Source organism: Pseudoalteromonas translucida KMM 520, assembly GCF_001465295.1.
Lineage (GTDB): Bacteria > Pseudomonadota > Gammaproteobacteria > Enterobacterales > Alteromonadaceae > Pseudoalteromonas > Pseudoalteromonas translucida.
This window is the reverse complement of sequence record NZ_CP011035.1, coordinates 76,474-95,473: the sequence shown is the minus strand read 5'-3', so window position 1 is coordinate 95,473 and position 19,000 is coordinate 76,474. Positions and strand designations below refer to the sequence as shown.

At 40.8% G+C, this 19,000-nt stretch carries 14 protein-coding genes and 1 pseudogene; 4 read left to right on the top strand and 11 right to left on the bottom strand.

Features of this window, described 5'->3' with window-relative positions:
- Positions 1–339 precede the first annotated feature (339 nt).
- Entirely contained in the window at positions 340–1,878 is a 1,539-nt protein-coding gene (locus tag PTRA_RS16035) for a S24 family peptidase (protein ID WP_058374687.1), read from the bottom strand.
- Complete coding sequence (locus tag PTRA_RS16030) at positions 1,875–2,471, bottom strand: class I SAM-dependent methyltransferase (RefSeq protein WP_058374686.1); 597 nt, start codon at positions 2,469–2,471, stop codon at positions 1,875–1,877. The genes PTRA_RS16035 and PTRA_RS16030 overlap by 4 nt, the downstream gene beginning before the upstream one ends.
- Before the next feature lie 561 nt (positions 2,472–3,032).
- Here PTRA_RS16030 and PTRA_RS16025 point away from each other — a divergent pair.
- Positions 3,033–4,634 carry an ABC-F family ATPase gene (locus PTRA_RS16025; RefSeq protein ID WP_011329728.1) on the top strand — a complete coding sequence of 534 codons (1,602 nt, stop codon included), beginning with the start codon at positions 3,033–3,035 and terminating at the stop codon, positions 4,632–4,634.
- A 307-nt stretch (positions 4,635–4,941) separates the two neighbouring features.
- On the opposite strand, the gene katG is transcribed toward PTRA_RS16025, so the two are convergent.
- The gene (gene katG, locus PTRA_RS16020; RefSeq protein WP_058374685.1) at positions 4,942–7,122 is read right to left on the bottom strand and encodes a catalase/peroxidase HPI; all 2,181 of its coding nucleotides are present in this window, start codon (positions 7,120–7,122) and stop codon (positions 4,942–4,944) included.
- Between the two features lie 690 nt (positions 7,123–7,812).
- Between katG and PTRA_RS16015 the strand changes: the two genes are divergently transcribed.
- Positions 7,813–8,706 (top strand): tetratricopeptide repeat protein, encoded by an 894-nt coding sequence (locus tag PTRA_RS16015; protein WP_058374684.1) that lies wholly within the window; start codon positions 7,813–7,815, stop codon positions 8,704–8,706.
- On the opposite strand, the gene PTRA_RS16010 is transcribed toward PTRA_RS16015, so the two are convergent.
- The 5 genes from PTRA_RS16010 to PTRA_RS15990 form a co-directional block, all read right to left on the bottom strand.
- Positions 8,696–9,016: a hypothetical protein gene (locus PTRA_RS16010; protein ID WP_058374683.1), complete on the bottom strand. Its 321-nt coding sequence runs from the start codon at positions 9,014–9,016 to the stop codon at positions 8,696–8,698. The two genes, PTRA_RS16015 and PTRA_RS16010, sit on opposite strands and share 11 nt — an antisense overlap.
- Positions 9,017–9,043: 27 nt before the next feature.
- Positions 9,044–9,784 (bottom strand): nuclear transport factor 2 family protein, encoded by a 741-nt coding sequence (locus PTRA_RS16005; RefSeq protein ID WP_058374682.1) that lies wholly within the window; start codon positions 9,782–9,784, stop codon positions 9,044–9,046.
- A 214-nt stretch (positions 9,785–9,998) separates the two neighbouring features.
- On the bottom strand, positions 9,999–10,742 hold the full coding sequence (locus PTRA_RS16000; protein ID WP_058374681.1) for a ferredoxin--NADP reductase: 744 nt from the start codon (positions 10,740–10,742) through the stop codon (positions 9,999–10,001).
- A gap of 660 nt (positions 10,743–11,402) precedes the next feature.
- Positions 11,403–12,104: a purine-nucleoside phosphorylase gene (gene deoD / locus PTRA_RS15995; protein ID WP_058374680.1), complete on the bottom strand. Its 702-nt coding sequence runs from the start codon at positions 12,102–12,104 to the stop codon at positions 11,403–11,405.
- Between the two features lie 13 nt (positions 12,105–12,117).
- Positions 12,118–13,335 carry a phosphopentomutase gene (locus PTRA_RS15990; protein WP_058374679.1) on the bottom strand — a complete coding sequence of 406 codons (1,218 nt, stop codon included), beginning with the start codon at positions 13,333–13,335 and terminating at the stop codon, positions 12,118–12,120.
- A gap of 191 nt (positions 13,336–13,526) precedes the next feature.
- On the opposite strand from PTRA_RS15990, the gene udk reads away from it, so the two are divergent.
- Both udk and PTRA_RS15980 read left to right on the top strand, forming a co-directional pair.
- Complete coding sequence (gene udk / locus PTRA_RS15985; RefSeq protein ID WP_011329721.1) at positions 13,527–14,156, top strand: uridine kinase; 630 nt, start codon at positions 13,527–13,529, stop codon at positions 14,154–14,156.
- Positions 14,157–14,173: 17 nt separating this feature from the next.
- Positions 14,174–15,397, top strand: coding sequence for a NupC/NupG family nucleoside CNT transporter (locus tag PTRA_RS15980; RefSeq protein ID WP_058374678.1), 1,224 nt, complete (start codon positions 14,174–14,176; stop codon positions 15,395–15,397).
- Positions 15,398–16,393: 996 nt separating this feature from the next.
- On the opposite strand, the gene PTRA_RS15975 is transcribed toward PTRA_RS15980, so the two are convergent.
- From PTRA_RS15975 to PTRA_RS15965, 3 genes and pseudogenes are all read right to left on the bottom strand, one after another.
- Entirely contained in the window at positions 16,394–16,603 is a 210-nt protein-coding gene (locus tag PTRA_RS15975; RefSeq protein ID WP_002959120.1) for a cold-shock protein, read from the bottom strand.
- A gap of 250 nt (positions 16,604–16,853) precedes the next feature.
- Positions 16,854–17,387: pseudogene (locus PTRA_RS18960) on the bottom strand (GGDEF domain-containing protein).
- A 42-nt stretch (positions 17,388–17,429) separates the two neighbouring features.
- A complete protein-coding gene (locus PTRA_RS15965; protein ID WP_058374676.1) occupies positions 17,430–18,947 on the bottom strand; it encodes an RNA-guided endonuclease InsQ/TnpB family protein in 1,518 nt (505 codons plus the stop codon).
- Positions 18,948–19,000 lie beyond the last annotated feature (53 nt).

Here is a 19,000-nt window from a genome sequence, read left to right as displayed (position 1 = left end):
ACTAACCAATATACTTCAACTCCTGCATGCGTTCATAAATAAATACACCTAACTATATGTAATCAAAAATTAAATTTAGTTGATGGTGAGTGCTTACAGCATGGTGGAATTTTGTTCCCGACAAACTCCAAGTACCTAAATCCCTTTCGGCAATGCTGTAAAAAGCGTAGCTTGGCCATGGATGGCCTATCTACGCTGGTTACGTTCACATCAATAACGTAAGTTGAAGATAAAGTGTGATCCCACGGCGATAAAACCTCAAATAGAGGTTTTTAAACCCTTTAAATCTTCACGCAAAAAACAATTTATGAGCGCGAGATAAAATCGCAGCTACAATTATTATTCCACAACCACTTGCTTAAACCGTGCGAATGTTCGCATGCTGTCATCAGCAATCATTACTTCATAATCTGGGTTTTGAGCGATTAGCTCATATTGCCCATTAGGTAATTTATTAACTTTACGCAGTAAATACTGCCCGTCACCACCTATATCATCTCGCTCAATCGCGACAATTTGGCCGCGTAGCGATCCCGCTTTATCGGGTGTTATAAGCTCAAGTAACAGTAAATCGCCATCGTTAATCGGATTTTTACCACCATTCATTGAGTTACCCCATGCATGCGCTAAAAAGTGTACTTGCGGATCGAGCTTGCCTGCACCAAGTGGCGCATCCATTAATTCTATGTCGCTCTCATCCCCTGTTTTAAAATGCCCACAAGCAATTTTAATATTGGGGAAATACGGCAGCTTTAGCGCATCATCAGTTGATTTTAAGCTAATAACAGGCTCTGCAACTTGATTTAACTCTGTTTGTTTTGCTTGCGGGAAAGCCACTATATCGGCGGTTGGTTTTGCTTGCTCAAAATGGTCTTTATTTCCAAGCCATAATTTAGCGTTGTTGGCTTGTGCCACCTGATACGCCCAATTGCTTACTGCGAGTGACTTATCTGCATCGCAGTGAAAATACGCACTTAGCTCATTATTAATAATTTGGCTGTTAACAACCAAGTTTTGCTTTTGCCAACGCTCACGGTGTTGCTGCGCAGCTAAAAAGTCGCGCTTATTGTTATTACATGTGCGGTGCGCAGCCACAAAATTATGGCCAAGATCGTTTGCGTAGCGGGAAAACGGTATAAAGTGATCGACCTCAATATCGTTTTTCATTGGCTTTTGGCAATAAAAGCATGAGTTTGATTGCAGCTCTACTAACACAGGTTTTGCTTTTGTGAGTGCGTTACGATCAAAGCCAAATAAAAAGTCGTGCAGTTGGCTTTGCGGGCCAATAAGTGTTTGGTTGTACTTTATACTTTGAATTTTTTGCAGCCACGCATTTTTAGCTAAGTACACTACTAAATCATAAAAACGTCTAAAGCAACTGGCGATACCTGCATTTAAGGTAATGAATTTAGTGTTTTTAGTGTGCGGGTATAAAAAGCATTCTTCTTGTTTGGCAAGTATTTGTAAACGCCAAAGCGGACCACTTTTCAATGTTGCCATAGCTGCATTAAAAGTCGGTTTGTAAAATGAACTTTGCTTTAGCTGGCGTAAATTACGAATATTGTTTTGTTGGCATTCAAACAATACGCTAATCACTTTTGATTGCGCGCCTGTGTTTTGCAAAAGTAGAGCGCTTTCACCGGTATGTTCTGACGGAAACGGCATTGCATGATGCCAATATAAGGTAATTAATTTATCGGCAAGTGTAGGTAACTCTATTACTAATTCACTTTGATCTGACAATAACGGCTGTTCTACACATACATCGGCAATAGCATGCAGCAAGGCAAACTTATAAGTTGCGCTAAAGTCCCCTTCAACTAACATTCGTTGAATATACGCAATAAAGTCGAGCTGTTGCTGCATTGCTCCAATCATAAAACGTGTACTACTTTAATCAGCGCATTTAGCCAAACTTCACTTTCGCGCTCTGGGCGCTGATCAACACTTTGCCATTGTTTAATCGCTTTTAACTGCGTATGGCTAAGTAAATGCGTTAAACCATTTTCAGTTAAATCGGTAAATTCACGGCCATTATGCACACGCTCTGTGTCGCCATATTTAAACGATACATACAAAACCCCATTGGGTTTTAGTGCATTTTGTAGGTTTAAAAACACCTGCAGAAGTTCAGCTTTTGGCACGTGCAATAAGCTAGCGCAGCACCAAATAGCATCGTATTTATTAACGCAATCTAGCTGTTGGAAGGTTTTAACGTCGACGGGTTGCTGTAAGTAGCTGCTTGCTAATGCAGCAAGTTGTTCGCTGGCATCAAACGCGCTAACAGTAAAACCAAGCTGTTTAAAATAAGCAGCATCGCGGGCGCTGCCGCAGCCTGCATCTAAAATATGACCATGTTCGGTAACATGTGGCAAAAATTCAGCATACAGCACTGACATATCAACATTTAGGGTTGAGTCACTAAAGCTTTGTGCGTTTTGATTGTAGTAACTAAGTGTGGAGTTTGACACGAGACACACCGCTCCTTGGTTTATCTGTTAATAACTAACGTATTATTAAGTTAGTATTCATTTAAAACAATTTACCTGATTGGTAAAAATAAATATAGGCTTATTAGTTATATAACCAATAAAAACTACGCCGTTATCATTAATACGCGCCTGCTTTTACAATTATGTAAATTTAGCCTTAACTTTTAAACAATTAAGTACAAGTTTTTGTTATTACTAAATTTAAAAACCCACACAACACGTTTAAATTAATCCGGATGTATAATCGTGCCTACACATTAAAAGCTGCGCTTTTCGCGTCAGCAAGCTCGCCCATAAGCACGAAGTAAACTCCCGCTTACTCTTGTACATTAACCTTGGTTAATTTTTACCTAAAACCTCAAGCCTGACATCTAAAACCGGCTCTTGCTCTACTGGCTATTTTTTAAGTTTCTTTTACCTTTCATCTTTGGCTTTGGATCTGTATAATTCGCCAGCTAATTTACCCTATTGTCTGGTTCTTGTTTGTGGCGTTTTGCTGCAGCCTATCCCTGTCAGTACTTTTTCTAGGATTACATTTTTTTGATCTCCACCGCAAATATCACGATGCAGTTTGGCGCAGAGCCGTTGTTTGAAAACATTTCAGCTAAATTTGGTAACGGTAACCGTTACGGTTTAATTGGCGCTAACGGCTGCGGCAAGTCGACTTTCATGAAAATTTTAAGCGGGGCACTTGTGCCAAGTGCGGGTAATGTATCTATTACTCCAGGGTTAAAAGTAGGTAACCTAAGCCAAGACCAGTTTGCGTTTGAAGAATTTAGCGTAGTTGACGCTGTAATTATGGGCGACGTGGAGCTTTGGAAAGTAAAGCAAGAGCGCGAACGTATTTACTCTTTGCCAGAAATGAGCGAAGACGATGGCATGAAAGTAGCTGAGCTAGAAAGCGTATTTGCAGAAATGGACGGTTACACGGCAGAAAGCCGCGCTGAAGAAATTTTGCTAGAAGCGGGTATCGATAAAGAATTTCATTATGGCTTAATGGCAAACGTAGCGCCAGGCTGGAAACTACGTGTGCTTTTAGCACAGGCGTTGTTTGCAAACCCTGATATTTTGCTACTCGATGAGCCTACCAATAACTTGGATATTCATACAATTACCTGGCTTGCTAACGAGCTTAACAAGCGTAAATGTACCATGATTATTATTTCGCATGACCGTCACTTTTTAAACTCGGTATGTACACACATGGCCGATATTGATTACGGCGAGCTGCGTATTTACCCTGGTAACTACGAGAAGTTTTTAGAAGCCGCTGGCCTACAACGCGAGCAATTACTTGCTGAAAACGCGAAAAAGAGCGCTGAAATTGACGAACTACAAGACTTTGTTAACCGTTTTGGTGCTAACGCATCTAAAGCGAAACAAGCAAGTTCGCGTGCTAAAAAAATGGATAAAATTAAACTTGATGAAGTTAAATCGTCAAGCCGTATGAGCCCTTCGCTGAGCTTTGACGAAGGTAAAAAAATGTATCGCCAAGCGCTTGAAGTTAACAAAATTGGCCATGGCTTTGATGGCGAAATGTTGTTCTCTGGCGGCGACTTATTACTTGAAGCCGGCGCTAAGCTTGCAGTAATTGGCGAAAATGGTGTGGGTAAAACCACCTTTTTACGCTGTTTAGTAGACGAGCTTAAAAGCTTAGAGGGCGAAGTTAAGTGGTCTGAAAATGCTACTTTTGGTTATTGCCCGCAAGACAGCACTAAAGATTTTGACAACGATTTAACTTTGTTTGATTGGATGTCGCAGTGGCGCACAGCTAAGCACAACGATTTAATGGTACGTGGCATGTTAGGCCGTTTGTTGTTTACAGCAGACGATTCAAACAAAAAAGCGCGTAACTGTTCAGGTGGTGAAAAAAACCGTTTGTTATTTGGTAAGTTAATGATGCAAGACGTTAACGTACTCGTAATGGACGAGCCTACAAACCACATGGATATGGAAGCCATTGAAGCACTTAACAATGCGTTAAAAGACTTCCAAGGTACGCTTATTTTTGTAAGCCATGACCGTGAGTTTGTATCGTCACTTGCTACGCGTATTATCGATATTAAAGATAAGCAAGTAATCGACTTTCAAGGCTCGTTTGACGAATACCTAGCCAGTTGTGAAGAGAAAAAAGTAGCGTAATAACAGGTTTTAAGTACTTTATTTAAGTATTAAGTAAAAACGGTGCTAACTTTAGCGCCGTTTTTTTGTGCTTGTTATTTGCGCTTCGAGTTGCGGGCAATAGCCTCATTAAATGATTAACTCACAAAGAGGTTATGAGGCGCTGCGCTTTTAGAGGAGTTAATAATGCCATGAACCATATGTTTTAGGTCTGGTTATTTACTCCCATTCTTTTCTGTTTATGCAAACATGGCTTTTAAGGAACTATGCCCCAAAAAAATAGGGGAGTAATTAATACTCCCCTGTGTTTATTTACCTGCAGATAAGGTTATTTAATATCGAATCTGTCGGCGTTCATTACTTTTACCCAGGCATTAACAAAGTCTTGCACAAAACGAGTTTTATTGTCGTCTTGGGCGTAAAATTCTGCCAGTGCGCGTAAAATAGAGTTTGAACCAAACACTAAATCTACGCGGGTTGCGGTCCACTTAGTGGCACCACTTTGACGATCAACTATGTTGTATAGGCCTTTTTCTGCAGGCTCCCAGCGGTAGTTCATATCGGTAAGAGTTACAAAAAAGTCGTTTGTTAATTTACCAACATTATCGGTAAATACACCATGCTGAGTGCCGGCGTGATTTGTGCCAAGTACGCGCATTCCGCCAAGCAGTACACTCATTTCTGGTGCGCTTAATCCCATTAATTGGCTACGATCAAGTAGTAGCTCTTCGGCTGATACGCTGTAATCATTTTTCAGCCAATTTCTAAAGCCATCATGAATAGGCTCTAGAACGTCAAACGATTCTGCGTCGGTCATTGCATCGGTTGCATCGCCGCGTCCTGGCGCAAATGGTACGTTAATATTTACACCGGCATTGTAAGCTGCTTGCTCTACCGCTGCAGTACCGCCTAAAACAATTAAGTCGGCAATGCTAACGGGCTTACTTAAGCCTGCTTGTACTTTTTCAAGTGCGCTAAGTACCTTAGCTAAACGTGCGGGTTCGTTACCTTGCCAATCTTTTTGTGGTGCAAGGCGAATACGCGCACCATTAGCGCCACCACGGTGATCAGAGCCACGATATGTACGCGCGCTGTCCCAGGCGGTGTTAATTAAATCAACAGCACTTACGCCACAATTAAGTAAGGTGGCTTTAAGATCAGTTATTTCACTCTCACTGAGGGTGTAATTTACACTGGGGACTAGATCTTGCCAAACTAGGTCTTCACTTGGTACATCGGCGCCTAAATAACGTGATTTAGGGCCTAAGTCGCGGTGAGTTAGTTTAAACCAAGCACGAGCAAACACATCACTAAAGTATTCAAAGTCGTTATTAAAACGCTCAAGTATTTTGCGATACGCTGGGTCCATCTTCATTGCCATATCGGCATCGGTCATTATTGGGTTTAAACGAATGGATGGGTCTTCTACATCTACTGGTTTATGTTCTTCTTTAATATTAACCGGTTCCCATTGGTGCGCGCCTGCAGGGCTTTTTGTTAGTTCCCACTCGTAATTAAGTAACATTTCACAATAACCGTTATCCCATTTAGTCGGGTGTGTGGTCCATGCGCCTTCAATTCCTGAGGTTACTGTGTCGCGGCCAATGCCACGCGTTGTGCTGTTGTTCCAACCTAATCCTTGCTCGTGTACGTCGGCTGCCTCTGGCTCTGGCCCTAGGTTTTCGGCCTTGCCATTACCATGGGTTTTTCCTACCGTATGGCCGCCAACTGTAAGCGCGGCGGTTTCTTCGTCGTTCATCGCCATACGAGCAAATGTTTCGCGTACTTGCGCTGCGGTTTTAAGCGGGTCGGGCACTCCGTTAACCCCTTCTGGGTTAACGTAAATTAAGCCCATTTGTACTGCTGCTAGCGGGTTTTCCATGGTGTCGGGTTTATCAACGCTGCTATAACGCTCGTCACTCGGTGCTAACCATTCTTTTTCGGCGCCCCAATATACATCTTTTTCTGGATGCCAAATATCTTCACGACCACCGGCAAAACCAAAGGTTTTTAAACCCATGGACTCATAGGCCATATTGCCGGCTAAAATAATTAAATCAGCCCACGAAAGTGCATTACCGTATTTTTTCTTAATTGGCCAAAGTAAGCGACGCGCTTTGTCTAAATTGCCATTATCAGGCCAAGAGTTTAACGGTGCAAAGCGCTGGTTAGCTGTTCCACCGCCGCCACGGCCATCGGCCAAACGATAAGAGCCTGCAGAGTGCCATGCCATGCGGATCATTAAACCACCGTAATGGCCCCAATCAGCTGGCCACCATGCTTGGCTTTGGGTCATTACGTTTTTTAAATCTGATTTAACAGTTTCAAGATCGAGCGTATTAAACGCATCGGCGTAATTAAAATCGCTATCGTATGGCGTCGTTTTTGTATCGTGCTGATGCAGAATGTCTAAGTTAAGAGAATTAGGCCACCAATCGGTATTGTTTTTTGAGGTGGTGGTATTACTACTGTGCATAACCGGGCATTTTCCCGCTTTATGATCATTCATGTTGAGTCCCTTTTTATAAAACAAATAAAACGTACAACTAATATAGGCTGGCAAGACAATGTAAGCTAGCTTCTATCGATGCTTTAAATAGATTGCTGTTATTAATTTTTTTGATGAGTATTTAATTTAAATAAACCTTTCATTTATAAATCGTATTTTTTAATTCTTACAATGACTTACTCATACGGGCTATACACCTCAAAGCGATCACTGAATTTAAAGTTAAAAATAAAACTGATCGGTATCAAAACTAGCAGCGTATCTATTTACGAAGGGTTTTAAAGTGGCTTTAAGTTGTTTTTATTAAATATACTTTTCCTTCACCATGTGACCAAAATAAAGGTGTGATAGCTTATTTTTACACCTTTATTTTTTCAACAAATTTTTTAAATAGTTGAATTAAGTTAAGTAAATGTTCAGCTAAATACCGTTATTATGCAATCTAACTTATTGTTTTTCCCTTTGACATTATGTTGTTTTAAGTAGTTTTTGCCAGCTCACCTTGAGCTGGTTTTTTTTGCCTAATTTTTATCAATAGCGTCTAAAAATATCTAATAGCTGCAAACTGGTGTTAATTACCTAACTAGCGCTATAAAGTGTTTAACGAAACACCAACCTCCTCTAGTACCCTGAATCTGTGCATGTTAAAGTTGCCTTAGCGATTTATTGATTTTATTTATTAGGCGTACTATGCGTTACTTTTTATTACTATTGTTTATTTGCGTAACTTTTAATTCTACAGCGATCATTGCTGCTGAAGATGACCCTTTTTCGGCTCCCAGCGAGCAGCAACAAAACCAAGCTGTTGATGGGCTAGCAGCTCCTATGTATAAGCCGCTAATGGAGCGCTATATTCTTGATGAGCTTAGAGCTGTGCGTCAAGATCAGCAAAAACTACGTGAGGATGTAACTAAACAAGTTACTCATGCCCAGCTAGATACCGCCGACCGTGCAATTACTTATACTACTGATACTATTAACAATGTATTTTTTATTATTACTGCTACCGCGTCAATTTTAGTATTAGTGGGTTGGAACTCGCTGCGCGATGTTAAAAATAAAGTAGAAGACATAGTAAATACCCGAGTAAGCGTTATTACCGATGAGTATGAAGATCGCTTAAAAATTCTTGAAGAAAAACTACGCGTTCGCTCTGAAGAAATACTCAGTAACCAAGAGCGGATTTCGGTCACTAATGAAGTTCATTCGCTGTGGATGCGGGCTAATTTAGAAAGTGATTTTGCTAACAAAATTGAAATTTTTGACGAAATTTTAAAACGTAAACCCGAAGACGTAGAAGCCATTGCTTATAAAGCCGATGCGCTGCTAGAAATTAACGATACAGCTCAAGCTATTGAGCTGTGTAACCAAGCAATAGAGATAGACAGCGATTATGGCTATGCTTATTGGCAACGTGCGTGTGCTTATGCGTTAATTCATGAGCATGCCGATGCGTTAGCCGATATAAAAATGGCGTTAGATTACTCACCTAACTTACGCAATGAACTACTACACGAGAGTGCGTTTGCTAGCCTTCACGACAACGAAAGCTTTAACGATATTTTGAGTGCGACTAGCGTTTAAAGTACAGATCTATTGCTTTACTGAGCAGCTCGTCGAGCTGCTCTTCAAACTCTTCTATATTTATTTGAAAGTGATCGAAATACAGCTTGGCCTGAACTTGCGATAAGTTGCGGCTATTTACGCTGTATTGACGTTCACTTTTTTGTTTGTCGTAACGAGGGGTAAATAAAAATTGCGCATAATATGGCGATTTAATATGCTTATTAGCATAGCGACAAAAATCTTCTATGTAGCTTAGCCCTTGTGGGCCTAAACAGCCTGGCTCTACCCGATACTCTAGGCGAATTTTTTTCTCGTCGTTTAACTGCATCTTGATACTTACTTACCTAGTTGTGAGTTATCGAAAAAATAACACACGAATTATTTTACCATCTTTAACTTGATAGCTTGAAATAAGCTCTGAGCGTTTGTCTATTACGTTTTCATCTACTGAGCAGGTTTCTGATAATTCATGATCAATTACTATATCGCCATGTACTATGCGTTTAATTGGTGATGAATGAATGCATTTTAGCTTTTTAAACATTAAGCCATAACGGGCTATTAGTTTTTCTTTGCCTTTAAATAGCAGCTCGTTAGGAAAAATATAAAACTCAACGTCTTCGGCATAAACCCTAATAAACTCTTCAATATTACGGGCGTTATACGCTTTAACTAATTGTTCAACCACAGCTAATGATTCGCGCGATTGTTTGGCTTTTGTTTGCTGTTTTTGAGTTAAGGCTTCTTTTGCTTGCGTTACTGCTTGCTCAGCTTTGGCAATAGCAGCCGCTTTTTCCTCTTTATTTTTAATTTTTTCAACTGGCTTAGGGGTTTCGGTGCCAAGTACTTTTGAGTCGTCTACTTTGTTAGGATCAACAACTGGTTTTGTTAATACTGCCTCTTTATGCTCAAGGGTATTGAGCCTATCTGTAGCTTGTTGTTTTGACTCGTCGGCAGCTTGCTGCTCTTTTTCAATTACAGGCTTAGCTTGCTCTGCAATGCTTTGCGCCGTTGTGTTGGTTTCTTGCTCTGTTGCGTAAACAAGTGCCGCGGCACCAATAAATATAAAAGCAAAAACGATAGGTAAAGGTTTCATAGTTTTCCTAAAATGAGCACGAAATACTGTTAGGGCGCAACATAGCAAATTTTGCGGTTTTGGGGTAGTGATTATCTGTTTAGTACTAGGGCATGTTTGGCATTTAGCATGGTTATTGCCCATTTAAGGGAGTAACCACACTAAATAGGTGCTTATTTACCTAAAAACCAAACACCCGGCTATACGTTCAAACGGGCAAAATAAACACGCCTAACTACCAATATTGCTCAACCGTTATGTGGCCGGGGGTTCTACGCCGATTGCGTTGGTAATTTTGCTTTATGAGTAACTCTGTGGTGTCTTTTACCATTTGCGGATTACCACAAATCATAAACTGTGCGTTTTCGGGCGTTGCATTTAGCCCAACGTGCGAAAATAATTGCTTATTCGCAATCATATCCGTTATTCGTCCATGTAGCCCTACTTCCGCTTGCTCACGACTCACTACTGGAATGTAATTTAACTGGGTAGGATGAGCTTCAAGTAGCGTGTTTATAAGCTCCTGATAGCTTAAATCGTCATTTAAACGCACGCCATGCACTAGGTTTATATGCTGATACTTTTGCCATACTTCACTCTGTTGTAGCATGGATAAAAACGGCCCCAAAGCGGTGCCTGTACTTAGCATCCATAACTGTTCGCTGGCGGGTATTTCGTCAAGGGTAAAAAAGCCTGTAGCACGGCGCTCTATTAATACATTATCGCCTGGTTGTAGCTTGGCTAAATGCGATGAGAGTAAACCGTCAACTACGTTTATTAGGTAAAACTCTAAATTGGGGTCATCGGGGGCATTAACGTAGGAGTAAGCCCGTGCAATACGCTTATCGCCATCCATTATAGATAGCTTAGTAAACTGCCCCGCTTTAAATGGCTCAACGTCGGCATTTACCGTTATGCTAAATAACGAGTCTGTCCACCAAGTAATTGTTTTTACTGTTGCATCAACCCAATTAGACATAGTTAGCTCCTATATTATCGGCTATAAAGTATTAAGGTTACTGACTTTAAATATGCGTTTTTATAGCTTAAACCTTAACACTAAGTAACAAATACTTATAGAGTAATTAGCTGCCAAATTTTACGAATAAAAATAGGGAATAAATGAGTAGAGCTATATTTATTTTTCACACAACCCCCAGCTCTTTTCACCCACTCAAAGCGCAGCGTCCTAACCTTATTATGAACAGAATTTAATTTAAAGTGCGCGGCATACATACAGCCCCGCCAACACAATTTGCACAAAGAGAAGACAATGAGAGTAAATAAGTAGACATAAAATACATTGTTCTTGGCTTTGTTATTCCTCTAAAGGCGCAGCGTCTCATACCCTCTTTGTGAATAAATGGGCTTAGATGTTTTTGCACAAAGAGCAGAAGGGGTGAAAGTATACAAACAGGTTTTAGCGTAGTACGCCTGCAAGCTGCTTGGCTGCAAAATGATGTCTGGTTTAAACTTAATTTTTAGATGCAGAGCTTACTCACGTTAAAAGCTAAAGTTTAAGCATAAAAAAAGCCGCAAAAATGCGGCTTTGGGGTTTAGTCTCACTTCACTTTGGGCGTGTCTCCAAAATTTAGTGAATACGTTACCAAGGAACTGTTTTACTAAAATAGTTAATTACTTAGATAGACTCTAAGGCAATTTTAACCATTTCGTTAAATGTGCTTTGACGCTCGTCTGCTGGAGTTGCTTCGCCAGTGATCACATGATCACTTACAGTGAATAATGCCATTGCTTTTGCGCCATATTCGGCTGCAACACCATATAAACCGGCTGTTTCCATATCAACTGCAAGCACACCTAATTTATCTAAATCTTTATAAAAAGTGTCGTCGGCTTGATAAAATGTATCGGTAGTAAATACGTTGCCCACTTTTGCTTTAATACCAAGATCTTTTGCAGTATTTACGCCGTTTAAAAGCAGGTCAAAGTCAGCAATTGCAGCAAAATCTGTACCGCGTACACGGGCACGATTTACGTTTGAGTCGGTGCATGCACCTTGTGCAAAAATAACATCGCGTATTTTAACGTCGCTACCAATACCGCCACACGTGCCAATACGAATCAGGTTTTTAACCCCAAAAGTAACAATTAGCTCACGCGCATACAAAGACATTGATGGAATGCCCATACCCGATCCCATAATGCTTACAGGCTTACCTTTGTAAGTGCCCGTAAAGCCAAGCATGTTACGTACACTGGTTACTTGTTTTGCGTCATCTAAAAAGTTTTCAGCTATATATTTTGCGCGTAGCGGATCGCCTGGCATTAATACTGTTTCGGCGAAATCACCTACGTTTGCATTGATATGCGGAGTACTCATTAATCTTTCCTTTTTATTTAGATGTAGTTAGCTTATCTATAAAGCCATCACCGTATTCAAGCGCAGGTAAGTTAAACCATTGTGCTAAGGTTTGACCTATGTCTGCAAAGCTATTGCGCTCACCAAGTGGGGTGTCGGTCATACCCGGTTGGTAAGCAATTACTGGTACGTATTCACGGGTGTGCTCAGAACCTGGAAAGGTTGGATCGCAGCCATGATCGGCAGTAATAATTAGTAAATCATCGGCTTTTAGTGCGTTTAATATAGTTGGCAAGTAATCGTCAAACTCTTTTAACGCTTTTGCATACCCAACAGGATTACGACGATGACCAAACATTTCGTCAAAGTCGACCAAGTTAGTAAATATTAAGCTGTGATCGGGCGCACTTTGCATTAATTCGTTGGTTTTTTTCAGCAAGTTTATTAACCCTGGTGCTTTATGCTTTTGGGTAATACCTTGATGCGCGTATATATCTGAAATTTTGCCAATGCTTATTACTTCGCCACCGTCTTTTGCCAGTACGTCTAGCAATGTAGGAGCTGGCGGTAATACCGAGTAGTCACGGCGATTGCTGGTGCGGGCAAAATCTTGATTATTTGAACCCAAAAATGGCCGCGCAATCACTCGCCCTATATTCATTTCATCAAGTAGCGACCGTGCAGTTTCGCAAACCTGATAAAGCTTTTCTAGGCCGAATGACTCTTCATGCGCGGCTATTTGAAACACGCTGTCAGCTGAGGTGTAACAGATAGGTTTACCTGTTTTAACGTGCTCTTCACCTAGCTGCTCTAAAATAGTGGTTCCTGATGCATGGCAGTTGCCTAATATGCCAGGAATACCGGTGCGAGCAATAAGCTCGTCAATAAATTCTTGTGGGAAGCTTGGCTGAGTTTTAGGAAAGTAACCCCAATCAAATAAAACGGGTACTCCCGCCATTTCCCAATGGCCTGATGGCGTATCTTTACCGCTCGAAAGCTCTTTAGCGTATCCCCATGCACCTTTCGATGTTGAACGATTTGACACTAAACAAGGCTCTTTACCGGCCGCTTCGCAGGCATCAATTAACCCTAACTTTGATAAGTTTGGTAGCGATAATGCTGTGCCTGTTTCGTCATAATATGCTTTTAGCAGATGTGCTAAAGTATTTGCGCCAATATCACCAAACTTATCTGCATCTGGTGCTGCGCCAATACCTAAACTGTCTGCCATTAGGATAATTGCTCTTGCCATTGTGACCTCCCGTTATTCAATATGGTTACTTTATCTGCTCTTCGATTTTTACGCACAGGACATAAGTCCTGTTTCATATAACCTAAACATTATAAATTTACGTCCTTAAGCGAAGCAAAAGAGATTAATCGTGTCTTTTTTGCTATTGTGATCTACCAACAATATATCTTCCTGTGTGGGTGAGAACTTTAGTGACACGAACTATTATAGCCATTGCTGGCGCATCAGCGTCGGGCAAATCTCTTTTTAGCCAAACAATTTACAATGAATTGGTTAATGAACTTGAACCAGGCGCTATCGCCATTATCGAAGAAGATGCTTATTACAAGGATCAGTCGCATTTACCGTTTGCACATCGTACGCAAACTAACTACGACCATCCTGATGCATTTGAATATAAGTTAATGCATGAGCATTTAACACAACTTCGTAACGGCCACGCTGTAGAAGTACCTATTTATGATTATGCACAACATACTCGCAGCGAAACAACGCGGTATGTAACTGCAGCTAAAATATTAATCGTAGAAGGTATTTTACTACTTAGCGATAAAGCGCTTAATAAAGAATTTGATATTAAGGTGTTTATAGACACTCCCTTAGACATTTGCTTAATGCGTAGAATGCAACGCGATATGGAGCAAAGGGGCAGAACATTACAATCTGTTGTTGAACAATACCAAGCAACTGTTAGACCGATGTTTTATCAATTTATAGAACCGTCAAAGCATAATGCAGATCTAGTTGTCACTCGAGGCGGCATGAATCGCGTTGCGATTGATATAATAAAAAGTAAAATCAAACATATTCTTCAAGAATAGTAACGGGAAACATTTGTATGACAACTTTTATGAGCGTAGTTGGCATGTTTGTGCTGCTAGCTATTGCATTTGCGGCGTCAACTAATCGCAAAGCTATAAAGCTTAGAACGGTAGGTATCGCATTTGCGATGCAAGTAATTATTGGTGGTTTTGTATTATTTTTTGATGCAGGTAAAAATGCATTAGCAAGTGTATCTTCCGCTGTTTCATCGGTTATTGGTTTTGCTAACGACGGTATAAGCTTTTTGTTTGGACCTTTAGCATCGCAAGATACATTAGGGTTTATTTTTGCTATTCAAGTACTGCCGGTAATTGTGTTTTTCTCTGCGTTAGTGGCCGTGTTATATCATTTAGGCATTATGGCGTGGGTTATTAAGATTTTAGGTGGCGGCTTGCAAAAGCTGTTAAAAACCTCACGTACTGAATCGCTATCGGCCACTGCTAATATTTTTGTTGGTCAAACAGAAGCGCCGTTAATTGTTAAACCTTTTATTGCCACTATGACCAAATCGGAATTATTTGCCGTAATGGTAGGTGGTTTAGCAACGGTAGCAGGCTCTGTTATGGCCGGTTACGTAATTATTGGTATTGACCTTAAGTATTTAATAGCAGCTAGCTTTATGGCGGCTCCTGGCGGCTTTTTAATGGCCAAAATGATTGTGCCAGAAACCGAAACGCCTAAAGACAATTTAGCTGACTTAGATTTAGATGATGAAAAGCCCGTTAACGTTATTGATGCAGCTGCATCGGGTGCTGCAAGTGGTATGCACTTGGCACTAAACGTAGGTGCAATGCTACTTGCTTTTGTAGCATTAATTGCATTGTTGAACGGTTTATTAGGCGGTATTGGCGGCTGGTTTGACTACCCGACATTAACGCTGCAAGAAATTTTAGGTTATGTATTTGCGCCTGTTGCATGGTTACTTGGTGTGCCATGGAATGAAGCAATACTAGCCGGTAGCTTTATTGGTCAAAAGTTAGTAGTGAATGAATTTGTTGCTTACTTAGACTTTATAAATTATCGCGATACGTTAAGTGCGCACACACAAGCAATTGTTACTTTTGCACTGTGTGGCTTTGCTAACTTATCATCGATAGCCATTTTACTAGGTGGATTAGGCGGTATGGCGCCTAGTCGGCGAAAGGATATCGCTCGCTTAGGGCTCAGAGCAGTGTTAGCAGGATCTATGGCTAACCTTATGAGCGCCGCAATTGCTGGATTTTTCCTCTCGCTAGCTTAGAAACTTAATGAGATGAACCACTGTTGCAAAACAATAAGATAGTGCTTTAAGGGGTTAAAGCTCTATCTGACTTGAACGATACTTCATCAAGGGCCGCAAGGCCCTTTTATCGTTTGGGCTTATAAATAGGCTTATAAATAGGTTTATAATGAGCTTAAAGGCTAACCTTTGAATCATATAATAAAATAAAGAACCACCTGCCAACCACCACCTTTAAACACTAAAATGGTATTCACCACAGATCAACACCAGTCCCCTGCCATAAGCGCAATATAAAGCAGTAAAAAGCGTGCGAGGTAAACTCCCTGTGGCTTCCATAACCATTAACTTGGGTGGGATTATAACTGCTCGCTAATAATTAAGAAGTTGATAATTGATAGTTAACTGGCAGGCAGCTCAAGCCTGAGTGCTGTCCCTTTTCGTATTTACAGCCAAAGCTAAACATTGAGTTTGCTTAGTTACTTTATTGAGCTTGCATCAAACACTTGACGCCTAAAACCTTAAATATAAACCTGAAATATAAAACCTGTTTTTACCTCATACTGGTATCTAATCTATAGGGTTTAAATCACTACTTTGTGATCTTATCACCTTTTACAAATACGTTTTTCGTACTACGAGCGTGCGGCAGGCAACAAGCTACTCGCCCAGGGTAAGTTTATACCCAGCATCAAAAACACAGCAAAAAGCGCGAGGTAAACTCCCGCCTACTTTCGCAGCCCTTTTTGCATTTACGGCTAAAGCTATACACATTGAGCTTCGCAAATTGTTCCCGAGATATAAAGCCTGAAACCTAGAGCCTAAAGCCTAAAGCCTAAAGCTTGGAGCCTGACACCTTTTATATAAAATTGCATTCACAAAATCGATACGGAGTTTGGCAGTTAAATTTAATGCATTGAAATACAATACTAAAGGGGAAGTTACCGAGGAATACCAAATTTTAGGCACAAAAAAAGCGCCTTAAGCGCTTTTTTTCATTTTACTTAAAAAGTAAAATTATACAGCTGTGATGTTATCAGCTTGTGGACCTTTTTGACCTTGTGAAAGAGTGAACTCTACACGTTGGCCTTCAGCTAAAGTTTTGAAACCTTCGCTTTTGATTGCTGAGAAATGTGCGAAAACGTCTGGGCCGTTTTCTTGCTCGATGAAACCAAAACCTTTAGACTCGTTAAACCACTTAACTGTACCTGATACGATGTTTGACATTGTAATATCCTGATATAAAAATAAAAATATGCTCATATGAGCGGGTGTAGCAAAAAATGAGATGGTACTTTAAAAACTTCAGGACGGTACTACAAGTATTACTTATACAACATCGAAATGGAGATTTATAGATTACATGCTTTCTTTCTAGCTGCGGCTTACTATATAGAAGTTTTAATTTGTGTCAAGTTCATTATTTAAATAATTTTAAAATATTAAACCTTGTTTAGATTAGTTAAGGGCCTTTCAGTTACTCTATTAAATTAGCAATAACGCTACGGTTACGACCATGCTCTTTTGCATAGTAAAGTGCGTTATCGGCTTTTTTAAATACTTGCTCAATATTAGTGCCGTGCTCTGGGTAACTAGCAATACCTATTGATATGGTTATATAACCAACTGTATCTATATGCGACGACTCAACAACAAGGCGCAGCCTTTCAGCTATTTAAAATGCACCTTCACTGTTTTGATTAGGTATCACAAGTATAAACTCTTCGCCGCCAATGCGCGCAACAATATCGTCTTTGCGAGCAATACTTTGAATAAGCACGGTTAATGCTTTGAGTGTTTCATCGCCTTTGTCATGGCCATATGTGTCATTTACGCGTTTAAAAAAGTCGATGTCTATTTCTAAAATGGTAAATAACGTTTGTTCTTGAATTAATTTATCAAGCCATACTTTTAAGCTTCTGCGATTATGAAGCCCTGTTAGAGGATCTGTTTGTGCATCGTGGCGTAGCTGCCCTATTTGCAGCTGTAAAATACTTTCGCCTTTTAACATTGCTGTTCTTAATTGCTGACTATGAACTACTCGTAGCTAAAACTATCGAGTTTCCAAGACGCCAGTAACACTGGCGTCCATTGTTGTAAGAGAGTTTCTTTGTACAAGGCTTGCCGTCGATGACGGTCTTACGTCAGCTTGCGTGCGTGAGCACACAAGGGACACATCAGTTGATGCAGTCTCTAACTCCCCTGATTTTTCAGTTGAGGCCAGTTCGCTCCCCAACGGCGGTGTTACCGCCTTTTTACGTACTGCTGTTTTCTTACGAGTTTTTGCTTTCTCGGCAAACGTAGACTCTTGTATGTAAGGTACAGCTCGTTGCGCTACGACAATGCTGGCATTGTCGTCCGCATGAAAAGTTCCGCAGCCATTTAAACAAATTAATGTATCTTGCTGAGGTCTTATCGTATTTTTTTCACCGCACATATGGCACGTCTGCGACGTGCCTGCGGGGCTCACTTCGACTACGGCCTTCCCGTAGTCGTTCGCTTTATACTTGATGAAGTCACCAAGCTTTCCTAAAGCGACATTTAATAATGAGCGATTTAAACTGCTCTTGGCATTCGCGTTGTTACGCGCATAGCCACGGCCATGCTTGCCGCGCTTTGGTTTAGCACGCTTGGTCATGTTTTTGAGTTTTAAGTCTTCCAAAGCGATTATAGACTTCGCCGAAAGCACGACCTCTTTCGAGGTCTGGTGCAAAAAGTCGTGCCTAATTCGCGCAGTCTTGGCGTCGAAGTTAGCTATCTTATCTGCTAGCTTTTGCTGCTCATTAGACTCAACACGTCTAGTGTTTTTGTTATTGTTTTGGCGCTTTTTACGCGCCAAAATACGCTGATACCGAGCCTTCTTTTGCACTAATCGCTTTAGCCTTTCAGTCGTCTCAGGGCTATAGGCTTTGCGCAAACCGTCGCTTGTTGCAATAGGCAGCTTAACGCCACGGTCGATACCTGTGATTTGGGATAGTAATTCGTCATCACTGAGGCTTTGTGCAACAAAGCCTTTCAACAGTTCCTCATTCGTTGCAGACTCAACACCGTCGTTATACGACCCTGAGAGGTAGAAGCGTCTACCTTGGCGCGATATACGGAACTGCTTTGCGAGCTGGTCGGGTTCGTAGTCGAGCTTTATAGAAAACATACGTGCGGGCTTCTTCGAAGCCTTCTCGTAGAATGTCAGAAGTGCCCGACCTTCGTTTAGCGGCTCAAGGATGAACATTTCCTTTGTTACTACACAGCTACGCTTGCGATTACGCCCTTTGGGCTTAGGAAACTTCCGAAGCCCACTTCGGCACGCATTAATATCACTAAATAACATACTTGCAGCGTTTCGAAGTATTTGTGGTGGTATTTCTTTTAAGAAGGAAAGCTCAGGTTTAGCCTTAATACCTGCATACTTCTGATCAATATCCGAGCCTTTGTCGGCTCGGATAAGTTCGAGGCTTTCCTCAATTTTCTGATTACGCATGACATTCGATCCACCGATCCACCGCGCAAAATGAGTAGCTGCTTTACTACTCATTTTGTCAGTTATTTCGATATTAAAGCCACGAATTGCCATTAATTAAATGCCTTGAACAGTCACTAAACACAGAATATTATAGCGCTATACAA